Annotated in this window: 19 protein-coding genes; 10 read left to right on the top strand and 9 right to left on the bottom strand. The window is 69.8% G+C overall.

Going from position 1 to position 24,499, the window contains the following annotated elements; all coding sequences use genetic code 11:
- Window positions 1-6: 6 nt before the first annotated feature.
- Window positions 7-1,599 (bottom strand): cytochrome ubiquinol oxidase subunit I, encoded by a 1,593-nt coding sequence (locus ABG090_RS09910; RefSeq protein WP_347754318.1) that lies wholly within the window; start codon window positions 1,597-1,599, stop codon window positions 7-9.
- A gap of 182 nt (window positions 1,600-1,781) precedes the next feature.
- On the opposite strand from ABG090_RS09910, the gene ABG090_RS09905 reads away from it, so the two are divergent.
- Window positions 1,782-2,138: a BlaI/MecI/CopY family transcriptional regulator gene (locus ABG090_RS09905; RefSeq protein WP_347754317.1), complete on the top strand. Its 357-nt coding sequence runs from the start codon at window positions 1,782-1,784 to the stop codon at window positions 2,136-2,138.
- Window positions 2,139-2,146: 8 nt separating this feature from the next.
- Window positions 2,147-2,980, top strand: a complete 834-nt coding sequence (locus ABG090_RS09900) for a M56 family metallopeptidase (RefSeq protein ID WP_347754316.1) — start codon at window positions 2,147-2,149, stop codon at window positions 2,978-2,980.
- Window positions 2,981-3,191: 211 nt separating this feature from the next.
- On the opposite strand, the gene cydC is transcribed toward ABG090_RS09900, so the two are convergent.
- Window positions 3,192-6,551 carry a thiol reductant ABC exporter subunit CydC gene (cydC, locus tag ABG090_RS09895; RefSeq protein WP_347754315.1) on the bottom strand — a complete coding sequence of 1,120 codons (3,360 nt, stop codon included), beginning with the start codon at window positions 6,549-6,551 and terminating at the stop codon, window positions 3,192-3,194.
- A gap of 120 nt (window positions 6,552-6,671) precedes the next feature.
- Between cydC and ABG090_RS09890 the strand changes: the two genes are divergently transcribed.
- Window positions 6,672-8,189: a S8 family serine peptidase gene (locus ABG090_RS09890; protein ID WP_347754314.1), complete on the top strand. Its 1,518-nt coding sequence runs from the start codon at window positions 6,672-6,674 to the stop codon at window positions 8,187-8,189.
- A gap of 16 nt (window positions 8,190-8,205) precedes the next feature.
- Window positions 8,206-8,730: a hypothetical protein gene (locus ABG090_RS09885; RefSeq protein WP_347754313.1), complete on the top strand. Its 525-nt coding sequence runs from the start codon at window positions 8,206-8,208 to the stop codon at window positions 8,728-8,730.
- A 6-nt stretch (window positions 8,731-8,736) separates the two neighbouring features.
- Here ABG090_RS09885 and ABG090_RS09880 read toward each other — a convergent pair whose 3' ends face one another.
- Window positions 8,737-9,936: a cysteine desulfurase-like protein gene (locus ABG090_RS09880; RefSeq protein WP_347754312.1), complete on the bottom strand. Its 1,200-nt coding sequence runs from the start codon at window positions 9,934-9,936 to the stop codon at window positions 8,737-8,739.
- Window positions 9,937-10,122: 186 nt separating this feature from the next.
- Here ABG090_RS09880 and ABG090_RS09875 point away from each other — a divergent pair, with 186 nt between their 5' ends.
- Window positions 10,123-11,385: a glycosyltransferase gene (locus ABG090_RS09875; protein ID WP_347754311.1), complete on the top strand. Its 1,263-nt coding sequence runs from the start codon at window positions 10,123-10,125 to the stop codon at window positions 11,383-11,385.
- Between the two features lie 44 nt (window positions 11,386-11,429).
- On the opposite strand, the gene ABG090_RS09870 is transcribed toward ABG090_RS09875, so the two are convergent.
- Complete coding sequence (locus tag ABG090_RS09870; protein WP_347754310.1) at window positions 11,430-12,023, bottom strand: NADPH-dependent FMN reductase; 594 nt, start codon at window positions 12,021-12,023, stop codon at window positions 11,430-11,432.
- Window positions 12,024-12,060: 37 nt separating this feature from the next.
- Window positions 12,061-13,071 carry a UDP-glucose 4-epimerase GalE gene (gene galE / locus ABG090_RS09865; protein WP_347754309.1) on the bottom strand — a complete coding sequence of 337 codons (1,011 nt, stop codon included), beginning with the start codon at window positions 13,069-13,071 and terminating at the stop codon, window positions 12,061-12,063.
- A gap of 126 nt (window positions 13,072-13,197) precedes the next feature.
- Between galE and ABG090_RS09860 the strand changes: the two genes are divergently transcribed.
- Window positions 13,198-13,377, top strand: a complete 180-nt coding sequence (locus ABG090_RS09860; protein ID WP_347754308.1) for a hypothetical protein — start codon at window positions 13,198-13,200, stop codon at window positions 13,375-13,377.
- Window positions 13,378-13,414: 37 nt separating this feature from the next.
- On the opposite strand, the gene ABG090_RS09855 is transcribed toward ABG090_RS09860, so the two are convergent.
- From ABG090_RS09855 to ABG090_RS09845, 3 genes are all read right to left on the bottom strand, one after another.
- Entirely contained in the window at window positions 13,415-14,863 is a 1,449-nt protein-coding gene (locus ABG090_RS09855; RefSeq protein ID WP_347754307.1) for a DUF222 domain-containing protein, read from the bottom strand.
- 167 nt (window positions 14,864-15,030) lie between these two features.
- Complete coding sequence (locus ABG090_RS09850) at window positions 15,031-16,563, bottom strand: hypothetical protein (RefSeq protein ID WP_347754306.1); 1,533 nt, start codon at window positions 16,561-16,563, stop codon at window positions 15,031-15,033.
- A 71-nt stretch (window positions 16,564-16,634) separates the two neighbouring features.
- Window positions 16,635-17,177, bottom strand: coding sequence for a VanZ family protein (locus ABG090_RS09845; RefSeq protein WP_347754305.1), 543 nt, complete (start codon window positions 17,175-17,177; stop codon window positions 16,635-16,637).
- Window positions 17,178-17,233: 56 nt separating this feature from the next.
- On the opposite strand from ABG090_RS09845, the gene ABG090_RS09840 reads away from it, so the two are divergent.
- Together ABG090_RS09840 and ABG090_RS09835 are read left to right on the top strand one after the other, a co-directional pair.
- Entirely contained in the window at window positions 17,234-17,884 is a 651-nt protein-coding gene (locus ABG090_RS09840; RefSeq protein ID WP_347754304.1) for a low molecular weight phosphatase family protein, read from the top strand.
- 5 nt (window positions 17,885-17,889) lie between these two features.
- Window positions 17,890-19,764 (top strand): glycosyltransferase, encoded by a 1,875-nt coding sequence (locus tag ABG090_RS09835; RefSeq protein WP_347754303.1) that lies wholly within the window; start codon window positions 17,890-17,892, stop codon window positions 19,762-19,764.
- A gap of 30 nt (window positions 19,765-19,794) precedes the next feature.
- Here the strand turns inward: ABG090_RS09835 and ABG090_RS09830 are convergent, their stop codons facing one another.
- Window positions 19,795-20,538: a DUF6270 domain-containing protein gene (locus tag ABG090_RS09830; protein ID WP_347757588.1), complete on the bottom strand. Its 744-nt coding sequence runs from the start codon at window positions 20,536-20,538 to the stop codon at window positions 19,795-19,797.
- A 241-nt stretch (window positions 20,539-20,779) separates the two neighbouring features.
- On the opposite strand from ABG090_RS09830, the gene wecC reads away from it, so the two are divergent.
- Window positions 20,780-22,027 (top strand): UDP-N-acetyl-D-mannosamine dehydrogenase, encoded by a 1,248-nt coding sequence (gene wecC / locus ABG090_RS09825; protein WP_347754302.1) that lies wholly within the window; start codon window positions 20,780-20,782, stop codon window positions 22,025-22,027.
- A gap of 300 nt (window positions 22,028-22,327) precedes the next feature.
- Window positions 22,328-24,424, top strand: coding sequence for a glycosyltransferase (locus ABG090_RS09820; RefSeq protein WP_347754301.1), 2,097 nt, complete (start codon window positions 22,328-22,330; stop codon window positions 24,422-24,424).
- The last annotated feature ends 75 nt before the right edge of the window (window positions 24,425-24,499 follow it).

Below are 24,499 nucleotides of genomic sequence, written 5' to 3'. Positions count from 1 at the left end.
GGCGGCTCAGTAGGCGAACGACAGCACGTCGTGATCGCCGTCCTGCCGATCGGGGTCGTCGCTCTTGGCGTGGTCGGGTGCGAGCTCGGGCATCGCGCTCGCGACACCGCCGCGCACGTAGGTCGCGAGCAGGCCCAGCTCGACCACCATCAGCGCCGCGTACACGGCGGTGAGAGTGATGACGGAGAAGAGCATCTCGCCGGCCGTGACTGCGCCGGAGACCGCCGCGGCGGTGAACATGAACACGCCGTCGATGCCGGACGGGTCGGGGTTGGGCGCGACCACGAAGGGCTGGCGGCCGATCTCCGTGAAGATCCAGCCGGCGATGTTGCCAGCGAAGGGCGCGAGGATGCCGAGGATCGCCAGGCGCATGATCCAGGGCGATCGCGGCACCGTGCCCTTGCGGGTCAGCCAGAGCGCGACCAGCGCGCCGAAGGCGGTGATGCCGCCAAGGCCGATCATGAGGCGGAAGCCCCAGTAGGTGACCCACATCGGCGGCACGTACTGCACGTCGGTGCCCGCCAGGTCGCCGTAGATCGCCTCGTTCGGCACCGTCTCGCCGTACTGGTTCCGGTACTGCGGCTCGAGGTCGGAGATGCCGGGCATGTCGGCGCCCCATTCACCCGTGCCGAGGAAGCCGAGCAGGCCGGGGATCTCGATGACGGTCACCACCTGCGTGCAGTCAGTGGCACCCGGGTCGCCGATCGAGAGGATCGAGAAGGCCGAGCCGGTGTGGCAGGCGGCCTCCGCCGAGGCCATCTTCATCGGCTGCTGCTCGTACATGAGCTTCGCCTGCCAGTCGCCCGTGAGCCCGGTGCCGCCGAAGGCGACGATCGCCATGACCGCGCCGAACCGCAGCGACCACAGCCAGACGCTGTGGTCGGCCCTGTCGCGACCGACGACGCTCGGCGCCTCGCCGACGATGACGCGACCGGCGGCATCCCCTTCGGTGCCGACCGTGTCGATGCCGTCGTGGCGCCGCCGCCACAGGTGGTACCAGCTGATGCCGATGAGGAACATGCCCGCGACGATGAGCGCTCCGAAGATCGTGTGCGTGACGGCGGCGAGCGCGGTGCTGTTGGTGAGCACGGCCCACACGTCGGTCATCACGGGGCGGCCGTCGACGAGCTCGACGCCCACCGGGTGCTGCATCCAGGAGTTGGCGACGATGATGAAGTAGGCCGACAGCCACGAGCCGATCACCGCGCACCACAGCGCCGCCAGGTGGAGGCTTTTGCGCAGCCTGCCCCAGCCGAAGATCCAGATGCCGAGGAAGGTCGACTCGGCGAAGAACGCCAGCAGCCCCTCGAGCGCGAGCGGGGCGCCGAAGACGTCGCCCACGAAGCGGGAGTACTCGCTCCACGCCATGCCGAACTGGAACTCCTGCACGAGCCCGGTCGCGACGCCGAGGATGAAGTTGATCAGGTAGAGCTTGCCCCAGAACTTCACCATGCGCAGGAACTTCTCGTCGCCGGTGCGCACCCAGAGGGACTGCATGATGGCGATGCTCATGCCGAGCCCCAGCGTGAGGGGCACGAGCATGAAGTGATAGACGGTGGTGATGCCGAACTGCCATCTGGCGATGTCGAGGACGTCCACGCGGGGTCTCCTTCGCGAGCCTGCCGGCGGAGGGGGCCGCCTGCTGCAATTCTACATGATGTAGAACTAGTTCGACACGAGTGCGAAGCAGTTCGACGGCCGGTAGAATCATCGGCGACGGCATCCGCGCGGATGCCTGGGCTTGACTCGCGTGGCACGAGCGGCGGATTCGGAGGTGGCGCATGGGCACGCTTGGCGAGCTGGAGCGCGCGGTCATGGATGCCGTCTGGGATGCAGCGACGCCGCTGACGGCCTACGACGTGCAGGAGCTGCTGCAGCAGCAGGGGCGTGCGCTGGCCGCCACCACCCTGCTGACCGTGCTGTCGCGGCTGGAGAAGAAGGGCTTCGTGGCCTCCGACCGCGCCGCGCGCCCCTACCGCTACGCGGCCGTGGCCGCGCGTGCCGACCACGTGGCCGAGCTCATGCACGAGGTGCTGGGCGAATCGCGCGACCGCATGGCGGTGCTCGAGCGCTTCGTGGGCAGCGTCTCCGACGAGGATGCCGAAGTGCTGCGGCGGCTCCTGCGGAACGCGAGCTGACGGCGGCGATGACCGTGGTGCTGTCGGCCGCGAGTGCGCCCGACGGCGTGCTCGTGATCCCGCAGCTGCTCGTGCCGGCGGGCGCGCTGGTCTGGGCCGTGGTCGTGCTGTGGCTGGCGTCGCTGCTGCTCGCGTGGCCCGTGCCGGTGTTGCTCTCGCGCGCCGAGTGGCCGATGCGCTCCCCGGTCACGGCGCTGCTCGTCTGGCAGGGCGTCGGGCTCGCCGGTGGCCTGTCGATGATCGGCGCGCTCGCGCTGACGGGGCTCGCGATCGCGCCGCAGCATCCGTGGCTGGCGCTCGTCCCTGCCGCGCTGTTCGCGCTGTACCTGCTCACGCACCTCGGCGTCACGATCGTGCAGGTCACGCGCCAGCGGCACCGGCACCTCGCCCTGCTCGACATGCTGACCGCGCCGCACCCGACCAGGGCTCGCACGCGTGTGCTCGACGACGCGGTGCCCGTCGCCTACTGCTTGCCGCGCGGCGCGGGCTCGGTGACGGTGCTGTCGCAAGGGCTGCTGGATCGGCTCGATGCCGACGAGCTGGTGGCGGTCATCGCGCACGAGCGCGCCCACGTCGAGCAGCGGCATGACATCCTGCTGCTCGCGTTCCGCGCCTGGCGCTCCGCGCTGCCGTGGTTCCCGGTCGCCGCGCTCGCCGATGCCGAGGTCGCGGCGCTCGTCGAGATGCTCGCCGACGACCACGCCCGGCGCGAGGTGCGCGACCCGGTGCTCGCCCGCGCGATCCTGCAGGTCGGCGCGCACGGGGTGCCGGGCGCCGAGCCAGAGACCGACGCGGCTGGTTCCACGCGCGGTCGCGACCGCTTCCGCCGCCTGGCCCCGTAGCCGCCCTCCCGCCGGCGCCCGCAGCTCCTCCCGTCGCCCCACCCCGTCCGTCAACCGGCCCTGTGGTCCGGCAAGCGCCTGAGACGGTTGCCACACCACCAGGCCGGTCGACGGACGGCGGTGCGCGCGGCGCGGGCGTCAGTCAGGGCGAGCAGCCCACGCGCGAGCAGCGGAGCTTCGGTCAGCGCTAGGGCGATCAGCCCAGGAACGATCAGCGCAGCGTCACGACGACGTCGCTCGGGTGGCGGTCGGCCTCGCGGTGCGAGACGAGCACGACGACGCGGTCGGCGGTGGCGGCGCGGACGTCGGCCATCATCGCCGATGCCGTCGGGGCGTCGAGGTGCGCGGTGGGCTCGTCGAGCAGGATCACGTCGGCCCGCGTCAGCAGAGCGCGGGCGACCGCGAGCCGCTGACGCTCCCCGCCGGAGAGCGCAGAGCCGCCGCCGCCGACGCGGGTGTCGAGCCCGTCGGCGAGCGTGTCGAGCAGCGGTGCGAGGCCGGCCCGCTCGAGTGCGGCGCGCAGCACCTGCTCATCGGGCGCGTCGGCGCGGGCGCGCGCGAGCAGCAGGTTGCCGCGCAGGGTCGAATCGAACACGTAGGCGTCCTGCGGGCACCACGCGACGGCGGCGCGCCACGCGTGCTCATCGAGCTCGGGCAGCGGCGTGCCGTCGGCACGGATGACGCCGCGCTCGAGCGGCAGCGCGCCCATGATCGCCGAGAGCAGCGTCGACTTGCCGGAGCCGGAGGGGCCGTCGAGCACGAGCCAGCGCGCCACCGTGGCCGCCCCGTCGACACCCGTGACCGCCACGTGCGGCATACCGGGGTAGCGCACGGCGACGTCGTCGAGCTCGACCGCGGTCACGGGCGTCGCGGGCGTGACCTCGCCCCACTCGGGCCGCGGCGCCGGCCGCAGCACGGGACCGAGCCTGGCGAGCACCGCGCGCATGGCGGGGAGCCGGTGCACGGCGCCGACCAGGTCGGCGAGCGGCTCGAGCAGAGCGAGCGAAAGCAGCGCGATGACGGCGGCGCCTTCGGCGGATAGCTCGGGCGCGAGGACGGGGACAAGGAAGGCCAGGGTGCTGACAGCGGCCGTGATGACCGCGGTGCCGAGTCCTGCGGCCCAGGCGGCGCGACGCTCAGCGCTCGCGAGCCGCTCGGCGGACTCGTCGAGCTGGGCGAGGGCGGCGGCGGCCACGCCGTTGCCGCGCAGGTCGGGGGCGGATGTCGCGAGGGCCGCCGTGCCGCGCACGAGCTCGGAGCGGGCTGCCACGCGGTCGCCGGCGGCGCCGCGCTCGGCGGCGATCGCGAGGGCAGCGGCGAGCCCGGTCGCCAGCACCAGCACGAGCGCCACGACCACGGTGAGCTGCGGTGCGACGAGGGCGGTCGTGACGACGGTGCCCGCGATCACGACGGTGCCCACGCCGATCTGGGGGAGCACGCGCGGCAGCTGGTCGCGCAGCTCGTCGGCGAGAGTCACGAGGTAGTCGAGCGGCGCGCCGCCTTCGAGCAGGCGACGGGAGCCGGCGCCGCGCGCGGCGATCGCGCGCCACAGGCGCAGTCGCAGGTCGTCGACGACGCGGAACGCGGCGTCGTGCGTGACGAGCCGGTCGGCGTAGCGGCCCACGGAGCGGAAGATGCCGAACGCTCGCACGCCCACGATCGCGACCATCAGCACCATGATGTGCTCCTCGAGCGTCGCGCGCACGATCAGCCAGCCGGAGACAGCGGTGAGCGCGAGACCCATGGCGATGGCGACCGACGCGAGGGAGATGGAGGCGAGCGAGCGGCCGAGGTGGGGGCGGAGGAGGGTGCGGAGCTTGAGGCGGGGGGCCGGAGTCTCGTGGGGCGTGGTCTCGTGGCGCTGGGTCTCGTGACGCGTGTCGGCTGCTCCGGCGCGCTCCTCGACCGGCGGGAGGTCGGCGCGCTCCTCGACCTGCGTGGCGGGCGGGGCGGGCCGCGGGGCGCCGACCTGGATCGTCATGGTGGCGAGCGCGAGGGTCGCGGGCTCGTGGCTGGCGAGCACGACCACCGCGCGCTCCGCACGCCGCAGGATCGCCGCCCGCACCCGGTCGGCAGCGACCCGGTCGAGATGCGCGGTGGGCTCGTCGAGCACGAGCAGCGTCGCACCCGCGTCTACTCGCGCCAGCGCTCGCGCCACCGCGAGGCGGCGCTGCTCACCGGGGCTCAGCTCGGCGACGGCGCTGTCGGCGACGTGCCCGAGCCCCAGCTCCTCCAGGGCGGCGAGCGCGTCGCCGCCCTGCGAGTCGTCGGCGTACAGGGCGAGCTCCTCGCGGGGCGTGCCGGTGAACCCGCGGGGCGCCTGCGGGGCCCAGCCCACCGCATCCGCGCGCACGCCGTGCACCGCACCGCGCACGTCGGCGTCGGCGGGCAGCGTGCCCGACAGTGCGGCGAGCAGGGTCGACTTGCCCGCACCCGAGGGCCCCGCCACCGAGACGATGCCGGTGAGGCTCGCCGTGACGTCGACGAGCGTCGGATCGGCGCGCCCGGCGTAGCGCACGGCGAGGCCATCGAGGCGCGGTGCGCCGGTGGCGTCGCGCACATCCGCGGGCGCGGGTCGATCGATGATCGCCTGCGAGCGGTCGAGCGCCGAGAGGCCATCCTGCGAGGCATGGAAGGCCGTGCCGACCTGGCGTACGGCATTGAAGGCCTCAGGCGCGAGGATCAGCGCGAGCAGCGCCGGCTCCAGCGCCATCGTGCCCTGCAGCAGTCGCAGCCCCAGGAAGACGGCGACGATCGCGACCGAGATGGTGGCGACGAGCTCGAGCGCCAGGGCGGAGAGGAACGCCCAGCGGAGCGTCTCCTGCGTGCGGTCGCGGTAGCCGCGCTGCAGCTGCTCGAGCGCCTTCGCCTGCTCGTCGACGCGGCCGAGCCCGACGAGTACCGGCAGGCCGCGCGCCAGCTCGGCGAGGTGGTCGGCGAGCCGCGAGAGCGCGGTGAGCGCTGCGTCGGTGCGCTGCTGGGTGTGCTTGCCGATCAGCACCATGAAGAAGGGGATGAGCGGCACGGTCAGCACGATGATCACGGCGCTGACCCAGTCGGCACCCAGGATCCGGATGCCGACGAGCAGCGGCACGACGGCGGCGGCGATGATCGCCGGGATGGTCTGCACGTAGTAGTCGTCGAGGTCGTCGAGCCCGTCGGCGGCCAGCACGGCCGTGCCGCCGCCCCGGGGTTCGCCCGCCGCGATGCGGCGCCAGAGCTGCCCGCGGATGCGTCGCTTGACGTCGGTGGCGATGCGGCGCGCGAGCACCGAGGTCGACCATTCGGCGCCGGCGCGGAGCAGGGCACCGAGGATGCCGAGGATCACGATCGTGCGGATGCTCTCGGCTGTCAGGCCACCGTCGGCGAGCGCGGCGATCCCGCGTGCGATCGCCTCGGCGACGAGCACGAGCCCGCCTGCCCGCAGCGCGGCCAGCATGCCCAATGCGTACACGCGCCCCTTCGGCACCGGGCCGAGCGCCGGTCGGCGAAAGCCGGGCGCGTTCGCGCTGCGCCCGGCTTCCAGCACCCACGGGTCGACGCTCGGGCTGTCGGGCGTCGCGCGTGGCACCCCTCCAGCATCCCATCCGCGCCTATGGGTGGGCTTCCCTGCCGCATTCCTGATCGCCTGCTTCGTTGACCCCCGCGCGGGCGTGCGCGCACACTGACCGCAGGTGGCGAGAGGAAGGCGATGCAGTCGATGCGCACGGACCCGGTCGGGCAGGACGGCACGCTCGGGCAGGACGGCACGGTCGGGCAGGACGGTACGGTCGGGAGCGCCGCGCTGCGCGACGTGCTGCGACGCTACGACGCGAAGACGCGCAGGTGGTCGATCTCGAAGGACAGCGACTTCTGGCGCACGGTCGCGATGGCGCACGTGCTCGGCATTCGCGGCGCCGGCAAGCGCATCGCCATCATCGATGGCGGCTTCGACCGCGCAGTGCCGGCGCTGCGGGACGCGCCGCTGCTGGGGATGAATCCGGCGGATCCCGCAGCCCAGCTGCACGGCACGATCGTCGCGCTCCTGGTGCTGGAGGTGGCTCCCGAGGCGCAGCTCGAGCTGCACGCGGTCCGTGGCGAGCACGGCATCGACCCCGAGCGCGCCGCCGCCGCGTTCGCAGCGGCGACCGCCAACGGAGCCGACATCATCAACCTCAGCATCGGCCAGCAGCACGCTGTCGACCTGCGCGCGGCGGTGGGCAGCTGGCTCGCCGGCATCGAACGCTGGCCCGAGATGCAGCAGAGCGACTTCGACTTCTGGGTCGCCGATGCGCTCGGCCGCGCCGATCGCTGGGCCCCGTTCCTGACCGTGCCGGCGGATGCGCTGGTCGAGGCCGCGCGCGCGGCGCGCGAACGCGGCGTCACGGTCGTGGCCGCGGCAGGCAACGACGCAGAGCACTGCTTCACCCCAGCGGTGGATCCGGCCGCGATCTCGGTCGGTTTCCTGCGTGAGCGACGCAGTGGCGCATCCGCGGGCAAGGAGGTCGCCGTCGCGACGGGCCCCCGCTGGTACGACCAGACGACGTTCGTGGACGTCTCGATCGTGCAGCCGCTCGAGCTGCTTGGTTCCAGCCTCGCCGCGCCGCTGGTCGCGGGAGCGGCCGCGCTGATGCCTGTGCCGGAGCTGCTCGGCGCCTACCGGCGCGTCGCGGCGGTCGGCGCGCTCGCCAGCTCGCTCGTGGCGCGTCCCGACGGCGCCCAGTGGAGTCGACGGCAGATTGAGACGACCTGCGAGTTGTACCTGCGGGCGCTGAACGCCTCGCCGCACAGGCACGTCACGAGCGGTGTCGCCGGCCCGTGCGTCGACTGCGCGCTCTGGGAGGTGCAGGTGCTGAACGACTTCGGCCTGTTTCACCTCGAGCGGCGATCGATCGACGAGGCGCGCCGATTCCTGGCGTGCGCGGTCGATCTCGCTCCCGAGAACCCGCACGCACGAGGCAATCTCGGCATGACCCTGGCGCAGCACGCGGCGCGGGCTGTCGACGACGGCCGGGTGCAGGAGGCGAGCGCACTCCTGGGTCAGGCCGCCGAGCACTACGCGACGTCGACGCGCATCCGGCTGGCGAGCGACTCGTTGCGGACCGATGCATGGAAGTACGAGGCTCGGCAGCGGGAGTTCGCCCAAGGCTCAGCGGATCCTGCGTTGTGGCGCACCCGGTTCGACGCGCATGCTGAGCGGCACGGAGGCCACCCCGACGGCCCCGGCTGACGGAGGAGAGGATCCCATGACCGAGATCGAGCTGGTGTTCGCAGAGGAGGAGTTCGGCTCGCTGCGAGACGGGGTGCTCGCGCTCGAGCAGAGCGGCGAGCTCGAGAGCGATGCCGTCGCGCTGCGAGCGGTGCAGCAGCAGACGGGCGGGCCGAACGAGATGTTCGTCGTCGAGGCGCTGCTCATCGGCGGCGGCGTCCTGGCCGTGGCCAAGCTGCTGTACCGGTGGTGGAAGGAGGCGCAGCCGGGCATCGTCATCGACCAGCGCCCCGGCGCGACGAAGAACGTCTATCGTGACGCGGCGGTTCCCGGCAATGCGATCGTGACCTTCGGTGCCGACGGCGGGGCCGCCACCGTCACTGTGCAGGATGAGGCAGTGGATGCCACAGAACGCATCATCGGGAAGGTGCTGGACGTGCTCGCGAAGCCGGTCGAGGCGATCGGCACGACACTCGCTGAGGCGCTGCAGGGCGCGCTGAGCGGCGAGCAGGCCGCGGTGTCCGAGGGCGAGACGACCGACGGCGCGGCTGCCGAAGCCTGAGCGGGCTCAGTCGAGGAAGTCGGCCAGTCCCGTCAGCAGCCGGTCGATCTCGGCATCGTCGTTGTAGGGCGCGAGTCCGACGCGCACGCCGCCGTCAACGTCGAGCCGCAGCGCGGCGAAGGGCTCGAGCGCGTAGAAGCTGCCGGCCGGCGCGACGACGTCGCGCTCGGCGAGGAAGCGGAAGGCGTCGCCCGCGTCTCGGTCGGCGAGCGTGAAGAAGAGCGTCGAGGTGCGGTCGGCGGCGATCGAGTGCAGCGTGACGCGCTCGCCGAAGTCGGCGAGACCCTGCTCAATGCGGCCGCGCAGGCGCAGCTCGTGCTCGTCGATCGTCTCGTTGGCGGCGATGAGGCGCTCGCGACGGGACTCGCCGTCGCCGAGGCTGGCGATGAAGTCGACCGCGGCGGTCGCGCCGGCCATCACCTCGTAGGGCAGGGTGCCGAGCTCGAAGCGCTCCGGCACGCTGTTGCTCGAGGGCAGCAGCTTGTCGAAGCGCAGCGTCTCGAGCAGCGCGGGGTCGGCGGCGAGCGCGGCGCAGTGCGGGCCGAAGAACTTGTAGGGCGAGCAGACGAAGAAGTCGGCGCCGAGCGCCGTCACGTCGACCGACGAGTGCGCGGCGAAGTGCACGCCATCGACGTAGACGAGCGCGCCCACCGCGTGCGCGCGCTCCGCGATGCGCACGACGGGCGGCTTCGTGCCGAGCAGATTGGATGCGGCGGTCACGGCGACCAGCCGCGTGCGGTCGGTGATGATCGTCTCGAGCGACGACAGATCGAGCTCGGCGGTGACAGGGTCGAGCTCGAGCCAGCGCACCGTGACGCCGACGCGCTCGGCTGCCTGGATCCACGGCCGGATGTTGGAGTCGTGGTCGAGCTGGCTGACGACGATCTCGTCGCCCTGCTGCCAGTCCTTCGCGAGCGTGCGGGAGATGTCGTAGGTGAGCTGCGTGGCGCTGCGCCCGTAGACGATGCCTCGCGGGTCGGCGCCGAGCAGATCGGCGTAGGCGCTGCGGAACCCGGTGACGGCGGCATCCGCGTTCCGCTCGCCCAGCGTGACGGTGCCGCGGTTCGACAGCGGTGCGGTGAGCGTGCGGGCGATCGCCTCGCCGACGACCGTCGGCGTCTGCGTGCCGCCCGGGCCGTCGAAGTGCGCGAGGCCGGATGCGAGCGAGGGGAACTGGGTGCGCAGTGCGGCGACGTCGATGGTCACGGTGCTCCTTCGGCAGCGGCGCGCTCGGACGGCGCCGTCGAGGCAACTCTGCCACTCGCGAGCCGTGGGCCCGCTCAGCCGGAGCGCGGACGCCCCGAAATGCGGCTCGCGGACGCACGCTCAGGACTCGAAACGATGTTACGCAATTCTTGTCGAGGTGCCTGCCTGCGGGGGTACGGTGTCGCCGTGACGCATCTGCTCGTGACCGCAATGCCGTTCGCCGGGCACGTCCGGCCGATGACAGCGGTCGCGGGCGCGCTCCTCGATCGCGGGCATCGCGTCACCGCCTATACGGGCGCCGAGTACGCGGATGCGTTCGACGAGCTCGGCTGCGAGGTCGTGCTGTGGAAGGACGCGCGTGACTTCGACGAGCATCGCATCAGCGAGACATTCCCGGCGGTCGGCTTGCCCGGCAGGCTCGGCGATCTCGCCAACCTGCGCGACCTCTTCATCGGCACCGCTCCCGGCCAGGTCGAGGACATCGTCGCGGCCCACGAGCGGACGCCGTTCGATGCGATCGTGGGTGATGTGCTGGCGGTCGGATCGGGGCTCGCCGCCGAGGTGCTCGAGCTGCCGTGGGCGACGGTGTCGCTGGTGCCGCTGACCCTGCGCAGTCAGGATCTGCCGCCGTCTGGTCTCGCGCTGCAGCCGGGGCAGACGTGGCTCAGCCGGGTGCGCGATGCGGCGCTGCGAGCGATGGTGCCGACGGCGAAGGAGCCGATCGAGCAGGCCTACCGGGCCGCTCGCAAGGCGACCGGGCTGGGTCCCGGCAAGCCCTTCGACCAGGCGATCTACGCGGAGCGACTGGTGCTCGCCACCGGCTCGCCACAGCTCGAGTTCCCCCGCAGCGACCTGCCCGACAGTGTGGAGTTCGTCGGGATCCTCGAGCCTCGGATTCGGCCGATGGGGTCGCTGCCACTCTGGGCGGAGACGCTCGCGGACGAGCCACGGCCGGTGGTGCTCGTGACCCAGGGCACGTTCGACACCGATCCCGAGGAGCTGCTGCAGCCGGCGCTCGACGGGCTGGCCACCGACCACGTGCGCATCATCGCGACCACCGCGGGGCGCGACGTCGGCGACCGCGTGCCGCCGAACGCCCGGCTGGTCGACTTCATCGCGCTCGGTCCGATCCTCGGGCACGTGCGGGTGGGTGTCACGAACGGCGGTTGGGGCGGCGTGCTGGAGATGCTCGCGCACGGCGTGCCGCTCGTCGTGGCCGGCAGTCACCTCGACAAGCCGGAGGTCGCGGCGCGCGTGGCGTGGTCGGGTGCGGGCATCGACCTGCGCACGGGACACCCGCGACCCATCCGGCTCAGGAACGCGGTGCGACAGGTGATCCGCGAGCCGTCGTTCCGCGAGCGGGCGCTCGAGATCGCCGAGGAGTTCCGCAGGCTCGGGGGAGCGCGCCGAGCGGCCGAGTCGATCGAGAACGTGCTGCTGGCCGGGTGACGTGCCCGCGACGCGCCAGCGTCAGCGAGCCTGCGGCACGATCGTCAGCGCTCCTGCGGCACGACCGTCAGCACCCGGCGCACGAAGTCGTCGAAGGCATGCATGTAGTCCTGCAGGAACTGCTTCGTCGACTCGTTGACGACGTTGTCGTCGGCGTCATAGTCGTCTTCGTCGAAGGTGACATATGCCTCGATCTCGTTCATGAGCGGGGCGTTGCAGTACGACATGATCGCCTTGAGCTGCTGCTGGCCGACCGCCGTGCCGATGCCGCCTGGCGATGCCCCGGCGATGCCGACGGGCTTGCGCGCGAACGAGTTGGATCCGTAGGGCCGCGACGCCCAGTCGATGGCGTTCTTCAGCGTGCCAGGGATCGAGCGGTTGTACTCCGGGGTCACGATGAGGATGCCGTCGGCGGCTTCGATCTGCTGCTTGAGCGCCGTCGCCTCCGGCGGGTAGTTGTCGTCGAGCTCGCGGTTGTAGAGGCCGAGCGTGTCGATCTCGATGAACGAGCACTGCAGGGCGTCGGGCGCGAGCTTCATCATCGCGTGCGCGAGGCGGCGGTTGATGGACGACGAGGCGATGCTGCCGCAGATCACGCCGATCGAGTAGGGCGGTTCGTGGTGGAAGGTGTCAGCCATGGCGCCATAATGCACCCGTTGCCTGAGCGTCGGGCGTTCAGCCCGTGTAGCCGCGCGGGTTCTGCTGCTGCCAGCGCCACGCATCCCGCACCGCGTCGTCCAGCGACCGCGTCGCGCGCCAGCCGAGGCGGCCGAGTGCGAGCGTGGGGTCAGCAGTCGAGATCCCTGCGTCGCCGGGCCGCCGGGCGACGATCTCGTGCGGCAGCGCGCGCCCGACGGCCGCCTCGAACGCGCGCAGCACGTCGAGCACCGAGGAGCCCTCGCCTGTGCCGAGGTTGACGGTCAGCACGCCGGGCGTGAGCGCCTCGAGTGCGGCGACGTGGCCCTCGGCGAGGTCGACGACGTGGATGTAGTCGCGCACACCGGTGCCGTCATGGGTGTCGTAGTCGTCGCCGAAGATGCGCAGGCGCTCGCGAACACCGGCGGCGACCTGCGCGACGAACGGCATGAGGTTGTTCGGGATGCCCTTCGGGTCTTCGCCGATGTCGCCTGAGATGTGCGCACCCACCGGATTGAAGTAGCGCAGCACAACGGCCTGCAGGCCGGCGTTCGCCGCCGCCGCATCCGTGATGATCGACTCGATGACCGCCTTCGTGCGGCCGTACGGGTTCTCGAGATCGAGCCCGACCTGCGCGTCCTCGGTCAGCAACGCACCTGGCTGCTCGTAGACGGTCGCGGAGGAGGAGAACACGAAGCGCTCGACGGCGTGCTCGGCCATCGCCTCGAGGGTGGCGATCGCCGTGCCGAGGTTGACGCGGTAGTACTCGAGCGGCTTCGCGACCGACTCGCCAACGGCTTTGCGGCCGGCGAAGTGGATCACCGCGTCGATGCGGTGCTCGACGAGCAATCGGCCGACGAGCTCGCGGTCGCCGGCGTCGCCGATCACGAGCGGGATCTCGGTGTCCGCGAGGCGAGCGGCGCGGCGCACGGCCTCCTCGCTGGCGTTCGACAGGTCGTCGAGGATGACGACATCGTGCCCGTGCTCGATGAGGACGATCGCCGTGTGCGAGCCGATGAATCCGGCGCCACCGGTCAGCAGCACGCGCATGGGGCCTCCTGGGTTCGAGTGCGAGAGCAGTCTAGGCGGGGCGCTCGGCTGGGCTTGAGGACAAGCGTCCACGATGCTGAGCGAGACTGCTCGCCGAGTCTGAGGTGCGTGACGGATGATCGTGTCATGACGATCTACACGCTCGACAACGGTGTCGAGTACGAGGTGGCGGAATGCCCGCTCTGTGGGCTCGTCGCGCCCCGACCCCGTGCGTGGGACGGCCTGCTGCACTGTCAGTGCTGCGACATGATGTGGCGCGAGCTGCCGCAGGCAGCGGCCCTGCCCGGCGCAAGACCCGCGGCATAGGGATAGCGCGTCGAGGTGCGGCCGGGCCGGCGCCGCTTCAGGCTGCGGGCTGGAGGTACAGCTCGCTTGGATCGACGTCGGGGGCCCAGCCGCGTCGGCGACGCGGCGCGCGGACCTTGGGTATGACGACCCATCCGCTCGGCCCCTTGATGACCTGCAGACGCCCCCGATGCACCTCGTGATGATGGTGGATGCAGAGCATGATGCCGTTGTCGATATCGGTCAATCCGCCGAGGCTCCAGAACGTGATGTGGTGCGCCTCGCACCAGCTGATCGGCGCGCTGCAGCCGGGCGCTCGGCAGCCCTTGTCGCGAGCCGCGAGCGCGCGGCGCTGGGCTCTGGAGAACAGCCGCTGCGTGCGGCCGAGGTAGAGGGGGAGCCCGTCGGCGCCGGTGACGACGGCCTGGATATGCGCGTCGCACATCATCGCCATGGCGATCTCGACCGGCACAGGCTCGCCGGTGCGCTCATCGGTGGCACTCCCACCAGGTTCGCCGTCGAGCGCGGCTCGGTAGGTGGCTTCAGAGAGGTGGAGCACGACCGTTGGCGCTTCGCCGCCGACGCGCGGCGCGTCGCTCTGCTCGACGGCAGTGCTCATCATCGCGATGAGTGCATCGGCCATCTTCTGAGGCCGCGTGCGGTCGTCGATGACGAGCTCGGCCTGCTCGCGCTCCTCGTCGGTGAGGAACACGGGCTTCCGCGGTGAGGTGAACGGGTCCATGGCGGCGACGAGCACTGCTCCCTGATCTGGGGGTAGCGCGAACCGTCCGGCAAGCATGCCGTCGGCCCGGGTGCCGTAGGTGAAGCTGCGCCGCAGCAACTGCTCCTCGTAGCGCGGCTCGACGCCATCGGGATCGAGCCCGTTGCGCCACCTGCGGGCGAGCTTCGCCAGCAGGAGCGGGGTCATCGGCTGTTCGATCACGCCGTCGTCCGCGGGATGCGAGCCGCGTGCGCCGAGCGCCGACGCGGTGAGCGCTCGATCGGCGGCCTCGAGGTCTCCAGGGTTGGCGCGATCGGGCGAGTCGCCGAGGCCATCGATGATCGCGGCGGCCTGGTCGATCGTCACGGTGCCCGTCATGACGGCGTCGCCCAGCGCCGGGAATCGGGCAGGCACGGCTCCGCCCGAGAGAGCCACGCGCGGGCGCAGTGCGGCCGAAACCTCCAAGAGGCGTTTGCCGACCTGGTGCGCGATGCCGAACTCGGTGGTGAGCATGTCGAGCGGGTCGCGGTAGCCGCAGGCCACGGTGAAGCGGTCGTCCTTCGGCAGGCCGTCATGCCGCTTCGTGATGTCGTCGGCGATGCGGATCCGCAGCGCGTCGGTTGCGCGACCGAGGTCGCCGACCAGGCCGACGGCCAGGCGGCGCTGCTCGTCGTCGAGCCGGGGGAGCAGGGCATCGACCACCCCGGCTGCAGCAGCGATTGCGCCGATGGCCTCGTGGAGGGAGACCGCCACGTCGGCCGTCGTGCCGCTCGCCTGCTCCGTCATGATCGCTTCTCCCGTCTTCCTGGGGCGATTTTATCGAACGTACGTTCGATTCGCGCGAACTGTCCACAGGGCTGGGACGGGCGCGCCTCGTGATCGGGGAGCCTGCACGGGAAGGGCCGGCCCGCGCGGCAAGGGAGGACCGGAACGACCCGGGAAGGTGGCCAGACTCAGGGTCGAGCGGGCAGCGCCGCCTCGCCCTCCGCGAGGAAGCGGTAGACGAGCGCGTCGGCGCGCTGCTCCTTCGGCAGCGACAGCGCCGCGACGAGCACCCGTCGCGAGCTGAGCACGGGGGCGGGCGTGGTCGCGAGGTCGTACTCCGAGTAGCCGGTCGCGCCCCACTTCGACATCCGATGCTCCCAGTGGAAGAGGTCGTAGAAGTCGTAGCCGCGCAGCGCATCGACCGAGAACTGCGTCCACCCCATCCACCGCTCGAATTCCGCGACCAGCTCGGGGTCGCGGGCGAACGGCGAGGCCGTGAACTTGCTCGCGAGCAGCTCGGGGCGCAGCTCGCGATCCGCCGTGTTCGTGTACATCCCGGTGATGATCGCCCCGCCGACACCGAAGATCGTCGCCGCCTTCGCGGGCGCGGCCAGGTAGAGCGCGTTGGCGAGCGCCGCGTAGCGCTGGTAGGTGGGGAAGGTCGCGTTGTAGAGCGCCGCGAACGGCGACGTCGGCGACATCGGTGGCACGTCGATCGCCATGTGGTGCAGGCCGGCGGATGCCGCGATGCGGCTGGCCGTCAGCAGGTCGTTGCGGGTGCTCTTCTGCGGCCGATGCAGCGCGTGGTAGGTCAGCGCGACCGCGTCGGCGCGGCGCAGGTCGATGAGACCGGCCTCCAGCACGGCGCGCGAGTCGCGGCCCGCGGTGAGCGTCAGCACGGTCGCGTCCTCGACCGAGATCCAGTTGCGCACTTGCTGCTGCAGCGCATCCCTGAATCGGGTGGCCGCCTCGAGGGCGGGCAGCTCGACACGATCGGCACGCGGCCAGAACCGCTCGTGGGTGATGTCGCTGCCACGGATGGTGAGGCGCGCGTTGGCATAGACCTGGCCGACGCCGTCGTGGCTGGTGATGAGGCCCGGCAGCCACTTGCCCGCCGACTCTCGGTAGTCGGGGTGCGACATCACCCAGCGCACCCGCGAGCTGTCGAGCCCGCCGGTCAACTGGGAGAGGATCTCGGTGTGCGATGCGAGCGCGATGCCCGATGCGCCGCGACGCCAGAAGACAGAGCGCGTCGCGAGCGGGTCGCCGTAGACGTCGAGTCGGTCTCCCCGGGCGACGAGCACGACGTAGCGGCCGGAGATCCACGCGATCGTCTCGTCGAGCGCATCGGTCTGGGCTGCGACACCGCGCGCCTGGGTGACCGCCCGCACGATCCGGTCGGCGACCGTGCGTCGCCGGGTCGGGCCAGCATCGTCGAACGCGTGCCCCAGCACGAGCACCTCAGCTGCCGGAGAGGAGGATCGCTGCCGCTCGAGATCCGGATCGAGGCGCACGTGCCAGCGGCCGACGCTCGCGTGATCCCAGTACTCGTGCGGCGCGAAGGGCGTCGAGCCGTCGGTGACGACGAATCCCTTCGCGAAGGTGTTCTTGTAGCCCCACACCTTGAACGCCGGCCGCAGCTGGTGCTCTCGCTGGTGCAGCTCGCGCACCGCTTGCCGCCGCTGGCGCTCGCGGTGCTTGCCGAGCAGTGCGTCGAGCATGTGGCGTCCCATCGTGGGCTTTGTGACCGGTCGCTGCGCAACCGGTGTCTGCGACCGAGGCTAGCGAAGCGTCAGCGCGCGAGGCCCGCGCGACGCCGCGCGGAGCGACGACGCGCCGCGCGCACGATCGCCTCGATGGCGACCGCGATGAGCACGCCGATCACGGCGCCGGCAGTGTTCGCCACGACATCCTTCGCCGAGGCCACGCGCCCCGACAGCAGCACGTGCTGCACGAGCTCGATGCCGACCGTCGCCGCGAGGCAGAGCGCCAGCGCGAGCCACCAGCGGCGGGCGCCGAGCAGGAATACGAGCAGCGCGGCCAGCGGCACGAACATCGCGACGTTCGCGAGCACCTCGAGCCGCGTCCAGTAGACCCACTCGAGCATCTCGCGCGCGTGGAACCACTCGATGCCCTGCAGCACGCGCGGCTTGAAGCGCAGCAGCAGGTGTGAGGGCCAGAGGGTGAGCAGAGCCACGACCGGCAGCGCCAGCAGCAGCCCAATCGCGCCCACGCGACGCAGCGGCGCCGATGACCGGGGAACGAAACGCACCGAGACCCCGGGCGCGCCAGCAGCGCCATCGCGCCGCGATGCGGGGGGATCGATGCTGCTCATGCCTCGATTCTCCCGGTCCTGGCTGTGGCCCGCTCGGTGGCGGCTAGGTTCGAGCCATGTGCCGTCACCCAGAAGCGAGGCCACCGCACGAGGGACCCTTCCGCATCCTCACGGTCTGCACCGGCAACATCTGCCGTTCGCCGCAGGCCGAGCAGCTGCTGCGGGCGCGGCTGCCGCAGGCGGTGCCAGGCGCCGGCGAGTCGATGCTCGAGGTCACGAGCGCCGGCACGATCGCGCTCGACGGCAACCCGATGGAGCGCGACGCGGCAGCCGAGGCGATCCGGCTCGGCATCGCCGACACCGAAAGCCATCGGGCGCGACGGCTGCGGACCGCGCAGATCGAGCACGCCGACCTCGTCGTCGCGCTCGCGACCGAGCATCGCGGTGCCGTCGTCCGCGCGGTGCCGTCCGCGCCCCGGCGCACCTTCACGCTCATCGAGTTCACGCGCCTCGTTGAGATGCTCGCGGACGACCGTGCTTCTGGCCGGGTGGTTCCGCCCGGCACCGATGGTGCGGTGGCGTTCCTGCGCCGCGTCGTCGAGGCCGCTGCAGATGCGCGCGGCCTGCTGCCGCTCGCCGCGACGAGGGAGATCGACGTCGACGATCCGTATGGCAGATCCGCGCGCGCCTACCGGCGGTCGGCGGATGCGGTGGCCGAGCACGTCGATCGGCTCGGCATCGCGCTCGGCGCGCTCGCGAGAAGATAGAGAACGTGAAGCCCCTCAACACCCTCCGCACCGGCCTGTGGCACCTGCGGAAGGGCGGCGTGCAGCAACTGCAGGATTGGCGACTGCGCCGCACGATGACGGAGCGGAACGGCGCCAGCGGGCGTGCGCGCGACCTGGCGACCGAGATGCCCGTCTGGCCGGTCGCCGACCGCGGCACGCGCCGCCCACACCTGCGAGTCGGCACCATCATGGACACCTTCTCGGCCAGTGCGTGGGGCTACGAGTTCGACCTCGTCGAGCTGCAGCCGAAGGCGTGGCAGGAGCAGCTCGCGCAGCATCCGATCGACCTCTTGTTTGTCGAATCGGCTTGGTCGGGCTCCCGCGGCGCGTGGAAGTTCCAGCTCAGCGGCCCGAAGGCACCGCCCGAGGCGCTGCGCGCGCTCGTCGCACACTGCCGCGAGCAGGGCATCCCCTCGGTGTTCTGGAACAAGGAGGATCCGCCGCACTTCGACGACTTCCTCGAGACCGCGCGCCTCTTCGACCGAGTGTGCACGACCGACGCCAACCTGCTCGACCGCTACCAGGAGGCGCTCGGCCACGACCGCGTCGACGTGCTCGGCTTCGCCGCGCAGCCGGCGCTGCACCACCCGATGCGGCAGCAGGGGCTGCATCAGGAGCTGGATGTCGCCTTCGGCGGCAGCTACTGGTCGCACAAGTTCCCCGAGCGGCAGGCGCAGATGGATCTGCTGCTGGGCGCTGCCGCCGATGTCTCGGAACGACGCGGCATCGGCTTCGACATCTTCTCCCGGTTCGAGAACGATCCGAAGTATCGCTTCCCGGAGCGCTTCGAGTCGTTCGTGCGCGGCTCGCTCGACTATGACCGGATGCTGAGCGCCTACCGCGCCTACAAGGTGATGCTCAACGTCAACTCGGTCGTCGACAGCCCGACGATGCTTGCGCGCCGCGTCTTCGAAATCCTCGCGAGCGGCACTCCCGTGGTGACGACGCGCAGCCCCGCGGTCGAGCACTGGTTCGACGACTCGGAGATCTCGATCGTCGATGACGAGCAGGAGGCCGCGCTCGTACTGCGCGCGCTCGTTCGGTCACCCGAGCTGCGGGATCGGCAGGTGCATCTGGCGCAGCGACGCATCTGGCGCGAGCACACCTTCTCGCGGCGGGCCACGCAGGTGCTCGAGTCGGTGGGCATCGCTGACACGGCAGCGTGGCGCCGGCCGCGCGTGAGCATCGTCGCGCCGACCATCCGCCCGCATCTCGTGCCCGGCATCATCGCCACGGCCGGCCGCCAGGTCGACGTCGACGTGCAGCTGCTGCTCCTGCTGCACGGCTTCGACGCCGACGACGCCGACCTGCAGGCCATGGCCCGCGAGGCCGGTGTCGCCGAGCTCATCGTGCTGCGCGCCGACCGCGACACGACCCTCGGCACCAACCTCAACCGGCTCGTGCAGGCGAGCAACGGCGACGTGATCGCGAAGCTCGACGACGACGACCTCTACGGCGACCACTACCTGCTCGACTCCTGCTTCGCGCTCGACTACTCGGGCGCCGAGCTGGTCGGCAAGCATGCGCGATACCTCTACCTCGAGTCGCTGGATGCGACGGTGCTGCAGTCACCCGAGCGAGAGCACCGCTGGACCGACCTGGTGGGCGGCCCCACGATGGTCGGACCGCGCGCAACGTGGGAGGCGACGCCGTTCGAGGACCGCACGCTGGGGGAGGACACCACCTTCCAGCGGGCGGTGCTCGCGGCTGGCGGTGGCATCTACAGCGCCGACCGCTTCAACTTCATGCAACTGCGGGCTGCGCGCAGCGGCCACACGTGGCACATCGAGGACGAGCGGATACTGGCGAACGGCGATGTGCACTCGTTCGGGCGTGCGACGGACCACGTCCTGCTCTGACTGCGCTGGTGACCAGCGCTCCGCGATGGGCTACGAAGCCGCAGTGAACCCTGGGAGGCCGTGCACCTCGCGCAGCTGCCGCAGGACCTCGCGGTAGACCTCCGGGGAGTAGTGGAACGGAGCGAGCCCCCAGCGATGGCCGGGGTCTGCCAGCACGAGCTCCTCCGGCAGGGTGATCATCCGGAAACCGTGAGTACGGAGCTCGTCGTAGTAGCGCCGGAAGCGCTGGTTGGCATCCGACGCGCGCACGCCCATGCTCCACGGCGACGGCTTGCCTTCCGTGGTGCGAACCGCCCACGGCACCTCCAGCACCACGGTGCGGTCGAACAGGGCCAATTCCCGCAGCGATGCGACGAACGCGTCGAGCTGCGTACGCCAGAGCGCGAAGTGCTCGTCACTACCGAACGCGAGGTGCTCGGCCTCGTCGAGCCTCGCAGCGACGGAGGGCACCTTGATGGTGTCGATGCTGCGCGTGACGATCGAGCCATCCGCGAAGCGGTGCACGCCGTGGCGCTCATCGGCGAGATCCCAGAGCAGCACGTCGGTCTCGGCGGCGAGTGTTCGAAGGCGGTCGAGCAGTCCGCCAGAAAAATCTGCCTCGATCATGCGCGACTGGAACGCAGATGAGATGTCGGTGAGTTCCGGCAAGTGGTCAGACGCGTTGCTGCCAACCGAGAGCAGGGACTGCCTGGCGATGTAACCCCGGAGATCTACGGCATCGGTAGGAGCGAACTCGATCGTGTCCCGCGCAACGCAACTTCCGTAGACGAGCACGCGGGGACGAACTGGAACGGGATCGGTCACGGAACTCCAACACGGTGGTGCGCCCAAGAGGGCTTGTGGCGATCAAGGATAGGGGAAATCTCTATGCGCTGGATGGGGCCAAGTCAAGCCGCTTCCCTCAGGCGTACCCCAGGACACGCTAAGCGCGATACCCTCGTACCGCTCGCGCTGCAGAACTGACTGCGCGAATGTCGCGAACCAGGGGGACCGTCGGGTGAGTACGCCTTCGTCAATGCAGATCGTCAGCGTCATCGGATTGGGCTATATAGGCCTGCCGACGGCTGCAGTCTTGGCGCAGGCCGGCAAGACGGTTATTGGTGTCGACGTGAAGCAGTCGAACGTCGATGCGATCAATGCGGGTCGCGTGCCGTTCGTAGAGGAGGGCCTTGAGACAGTCGTCGCCGGCACCGTGGCACAGGGGAAGCTCAGTGCGCAGACCGAAACGCCCGAAGCTGACGCCTACATTGTCTCCGTCCCCACTCCGTTCAAAGGCGACCACGAGGCTGATCTCTCTTACATCGAGGCTGCCGCTCGGGGGATCGCGCCGAAGCTGAAGGGCGGCGAGCTGATCGTACTGGAGTCCACTTCGCCACCCGGTGCGACCGAGCAAATGGCCGAAGTGATCCTGAGTGAGCGCTCAGACCTTTCTGATGAGCCAGGTCTCGCGAACTCCCTTTACTTCTCGCACGCGCCTGAGCGAGTGTTGCCTGGCCGCATCATGATTGAGATGGTTGAGAACGACCGTATTATTGGCGGCACCACGGCAGAGGCCTCCGAGATGACCCGCGAGTTGTACGCGAGTTTCTGCAACGGCGAGCTGCTCGTCACCGACGCCAAGACTGCCGAGATGGCGAAGCTCACCGAGAACGCGTTCCGCGACGTCAATATTGCGTTCGCGAACGAGCTCTCGATCATTGCCGAACGTCAGGGCATCGACGTCTGGGAGCTCATCGAGCTCGCCAACCATCACCCGCGCGTCAATATTCTGCAGCCCGGCCCGGGCGTGGGCGGTCACTGTATCGCCGTGGACCCATGGTTCATCGTCTCGTCCGACCGTGAGTTCTCTAAACTCATCGCCACCGCGCGTAATGTCAATGATTCGAAGCCGGAAATGGTCGTCGCCAAGGTGCTCGAGCGAGCCGAGCGGTTCAAGGCTGCGACCGTGGCCGCGCTCGGCATCGCGTTCAAGGCGAATATAGACGATCTTCGCGAGTCGCCGAGCCGCAACATCGCGGCTGCGCTCGCGGAGCGCCTTGAAGGCGGCAGGGTGCTGGTTGTGGAGCCCAACGTCGAGGAATTGCCGAAGGAACTCGCCGAGCGCGAGAACGTCGAGCTCGTCGGACTTGAGGAGGGCATTCAGCGGGCTGACATTGTGCTTCTTCTGGTCGACCACGACCAGTTCAAGATTCTTGACCGCGAGCAGCTGTACGAGAAGATCGTGATCGACACCAAGGGCCTCTGGCGCCAACCAGGTCGGTGACCATTGTCCAAGAGCGATTCTGCCACCGCGCGGCGCTGGCGACGGGTCTGGCGCCGACGGGAAGCCATCGGGTGTCTCCAAGGCGCACGCCACGCGCTCGAAGATGCCAGCCACTGGTGCCGCGAGGCAGCAGAGGAGAGCGGATTGGCCGTACGCCTCGCTAGGCGTGCGGTCCGCTGTAATTCCGAAGGCTCGGTGCCGCGGATGGCATGCGTTGCCGCGACGCCGATAGATTTGCCAGGAACGTCTCGTGCGGTGCCCGGGCATTGGACGATGATCTGAGACGAGGGAAATATCATCATGGCGAGATTCGAACGGCTGCGCAGAGCGCAAGAGACGCAGCCTGAGCTGAAGAGCACGCCGAGCGCTGATGATCTGATACGAGCTCGCTCGCTCGCCGAGATGCCAGGCAGTTTCGAGCAAGCGCTCGCGGCCTATCGACAGGCGGTCGAGTCGACTGACCGAGACCAGCGCGTCGTGCTTGAGTACGCCCGGTTCCTCGTCGCGCATGCTAAAGGCGGGGCGGCTGAAGAAGTGTTGGCGCAGTTGCTTGCGCGCGACGGATCGCAAGTTGATGCGCTCGAGTTATACCTTGAATTGGTTCGCGAGCTTGAGCTATCGTCTCGTCGAGTAACCTGGGCCCTGTCACGGCTCTCGCACAGCATCGCTCAGAATCCCGGCGCCCATAGGGCGGCACTCGACTATGCCATTCCCTACAAGTTGAAGTCAGTGCTGGAAGTGATCGCGGCGGAGTCTGATCCGGTCAGCCGAGCGGTTGTGCGCATACATACTGCCTACTCTGACAAGGAACCGCTTGACGGAGTTCTCCGCTCGCTCGAAGTTGAGTTGAAACCGAATGACGTCATGCGCGCGCATCTCACCGCTCTTCTGGGTCGTGGAAATCGAGATGTCGCAACGAGGTTGCTCGCTGAAGCTGACCCGCGGGCGGTGCCGGTCAACGCTCTCCGGCGTGCGATTCGGAGAGCGCGAGCAGGCGGGCATGAACAGCGAGCGTTGCAGTATCTCGACGCCTACTTGCGTATTCTGCCGGATGACGGATGGGCACGTGGACTGCGGGCGGGTTTTCAGCGAGACGCTGACAGTAACTCGCGCCTCGCGAGGGAGGGCTATCCCTTCCCACTCCTGCGTGATGAACCCGTGTACAAGCCTCAACCGAAGCGCGTCTTCTATCTGCTGCACAATTCGCTGCCGCATCATTCTGCGGGCTACGCGACCCGCACGCACGGCCTGCTCTCGGAACTCAATAGGTCTGGGTGGCAAGTCGATGGTGTCACTCGGCTGGGCTACCCATATGACATGCCCGGGAAGTCCACGATTCCCGATGTCGATCGGTCAGAGGCCATCGGCGAGGTTACCTATCGCAGATTGAATCAAGGTCGCGAGATTGAGAAAAAGAACCCGCTGCTTCCTTACACTGACCGGTACGTTCAGTCGCTCCATGATCTAGCGCGCGAGCACCGACCGGCGCTGCTCCACGCAGCCTCAAATCATTGGAACGGGATTGCCGCCGTCCGAGCGGCGCGCGAGCTGGGAATCCCCTCGATCTACGAGGTTCGCGGGCTGTGGGAAGTGACGCGCGCGTCGCGCGACCCTGAGTGGATGCGCGGCAGCGGCTATCAGTTTATGGCACGGATGGAAACTGACGCGGCTAAGGGTGCGACTCGGGTGCTCGCAATTACCAACGCTCTCCGAGATGAACTGATTGAGCGGGGAGTAGACGAGCGCAAGATTTCGGTCGTTCCAAACGGCGTCGACACCGATCGATTCACGCCGATTGCTCGAGATGAGGAACTGGCAACACGACTCGGAGTCGTTGGGAAAACCGTAATCGGCTACGTCGGATCCATTCTCGACTATGAGGGCATTGACTTGCTGATAGAGGCGGCCGCTGAACTGGCCCGCTCGCGCTCTGATTTCCACCTCTTAATCGTCGGGGATGGCGCGGAGTTGGAGCGTCTCCGTGCGATGGTAGACGACCGATCCCTCGAGAGTGTCGTGACGTTCACTGGACGCGTTCCGCACGAAGAGGTCGAACGCTACTACTCCGTTATCGACATTGCGCCTTTTCCTCGGCTTCCTCTCCCCGTATGCGAGATGGTCTCACCGCTGAAGCCTTTTGAAGCGATGGCGATGGGGAAGGCCGTCGTCGCCTCGAACGTCAACGCACTGGCAGAGTTCGTTCGGCCGGGCGTCAATGGGCTTCTTCACGAGAAGGGGAACGGTGCCAGCCTCGCGGCCGAGCTGGAGCGACTGCTCGACGATCGCGACCTTCTAAGGCGTACAGGCGACGGCGCGCGTAGCTGGGTAGTTGAGCATCGCGACTGGCGTGTGCTGGCGCAGACGATCTCAGCGGCTTACTCCGACCTGCTCGGGTGAAAGGCCCGAATCGTAGCCGCAGCATCATGCGCTAGCGCGAACCGCCGTTCTGCTCGCGTGCAGTCGCTGCACATT

The organism is Agrococcus sp. ProA11 (genome assembly GCF_039880525.1).
Classification (GTDB): Bacteria; Actinomycetota; Actinomycetes; order Actinomycetales; family Microbacteriaceae; genus Agrococcus; species Agrococcus chionoecetis.
Note: the sequence above shows the minus strand (reverse complement) of the source record. Positions and strands in the feature narration are given on the sequence as shown.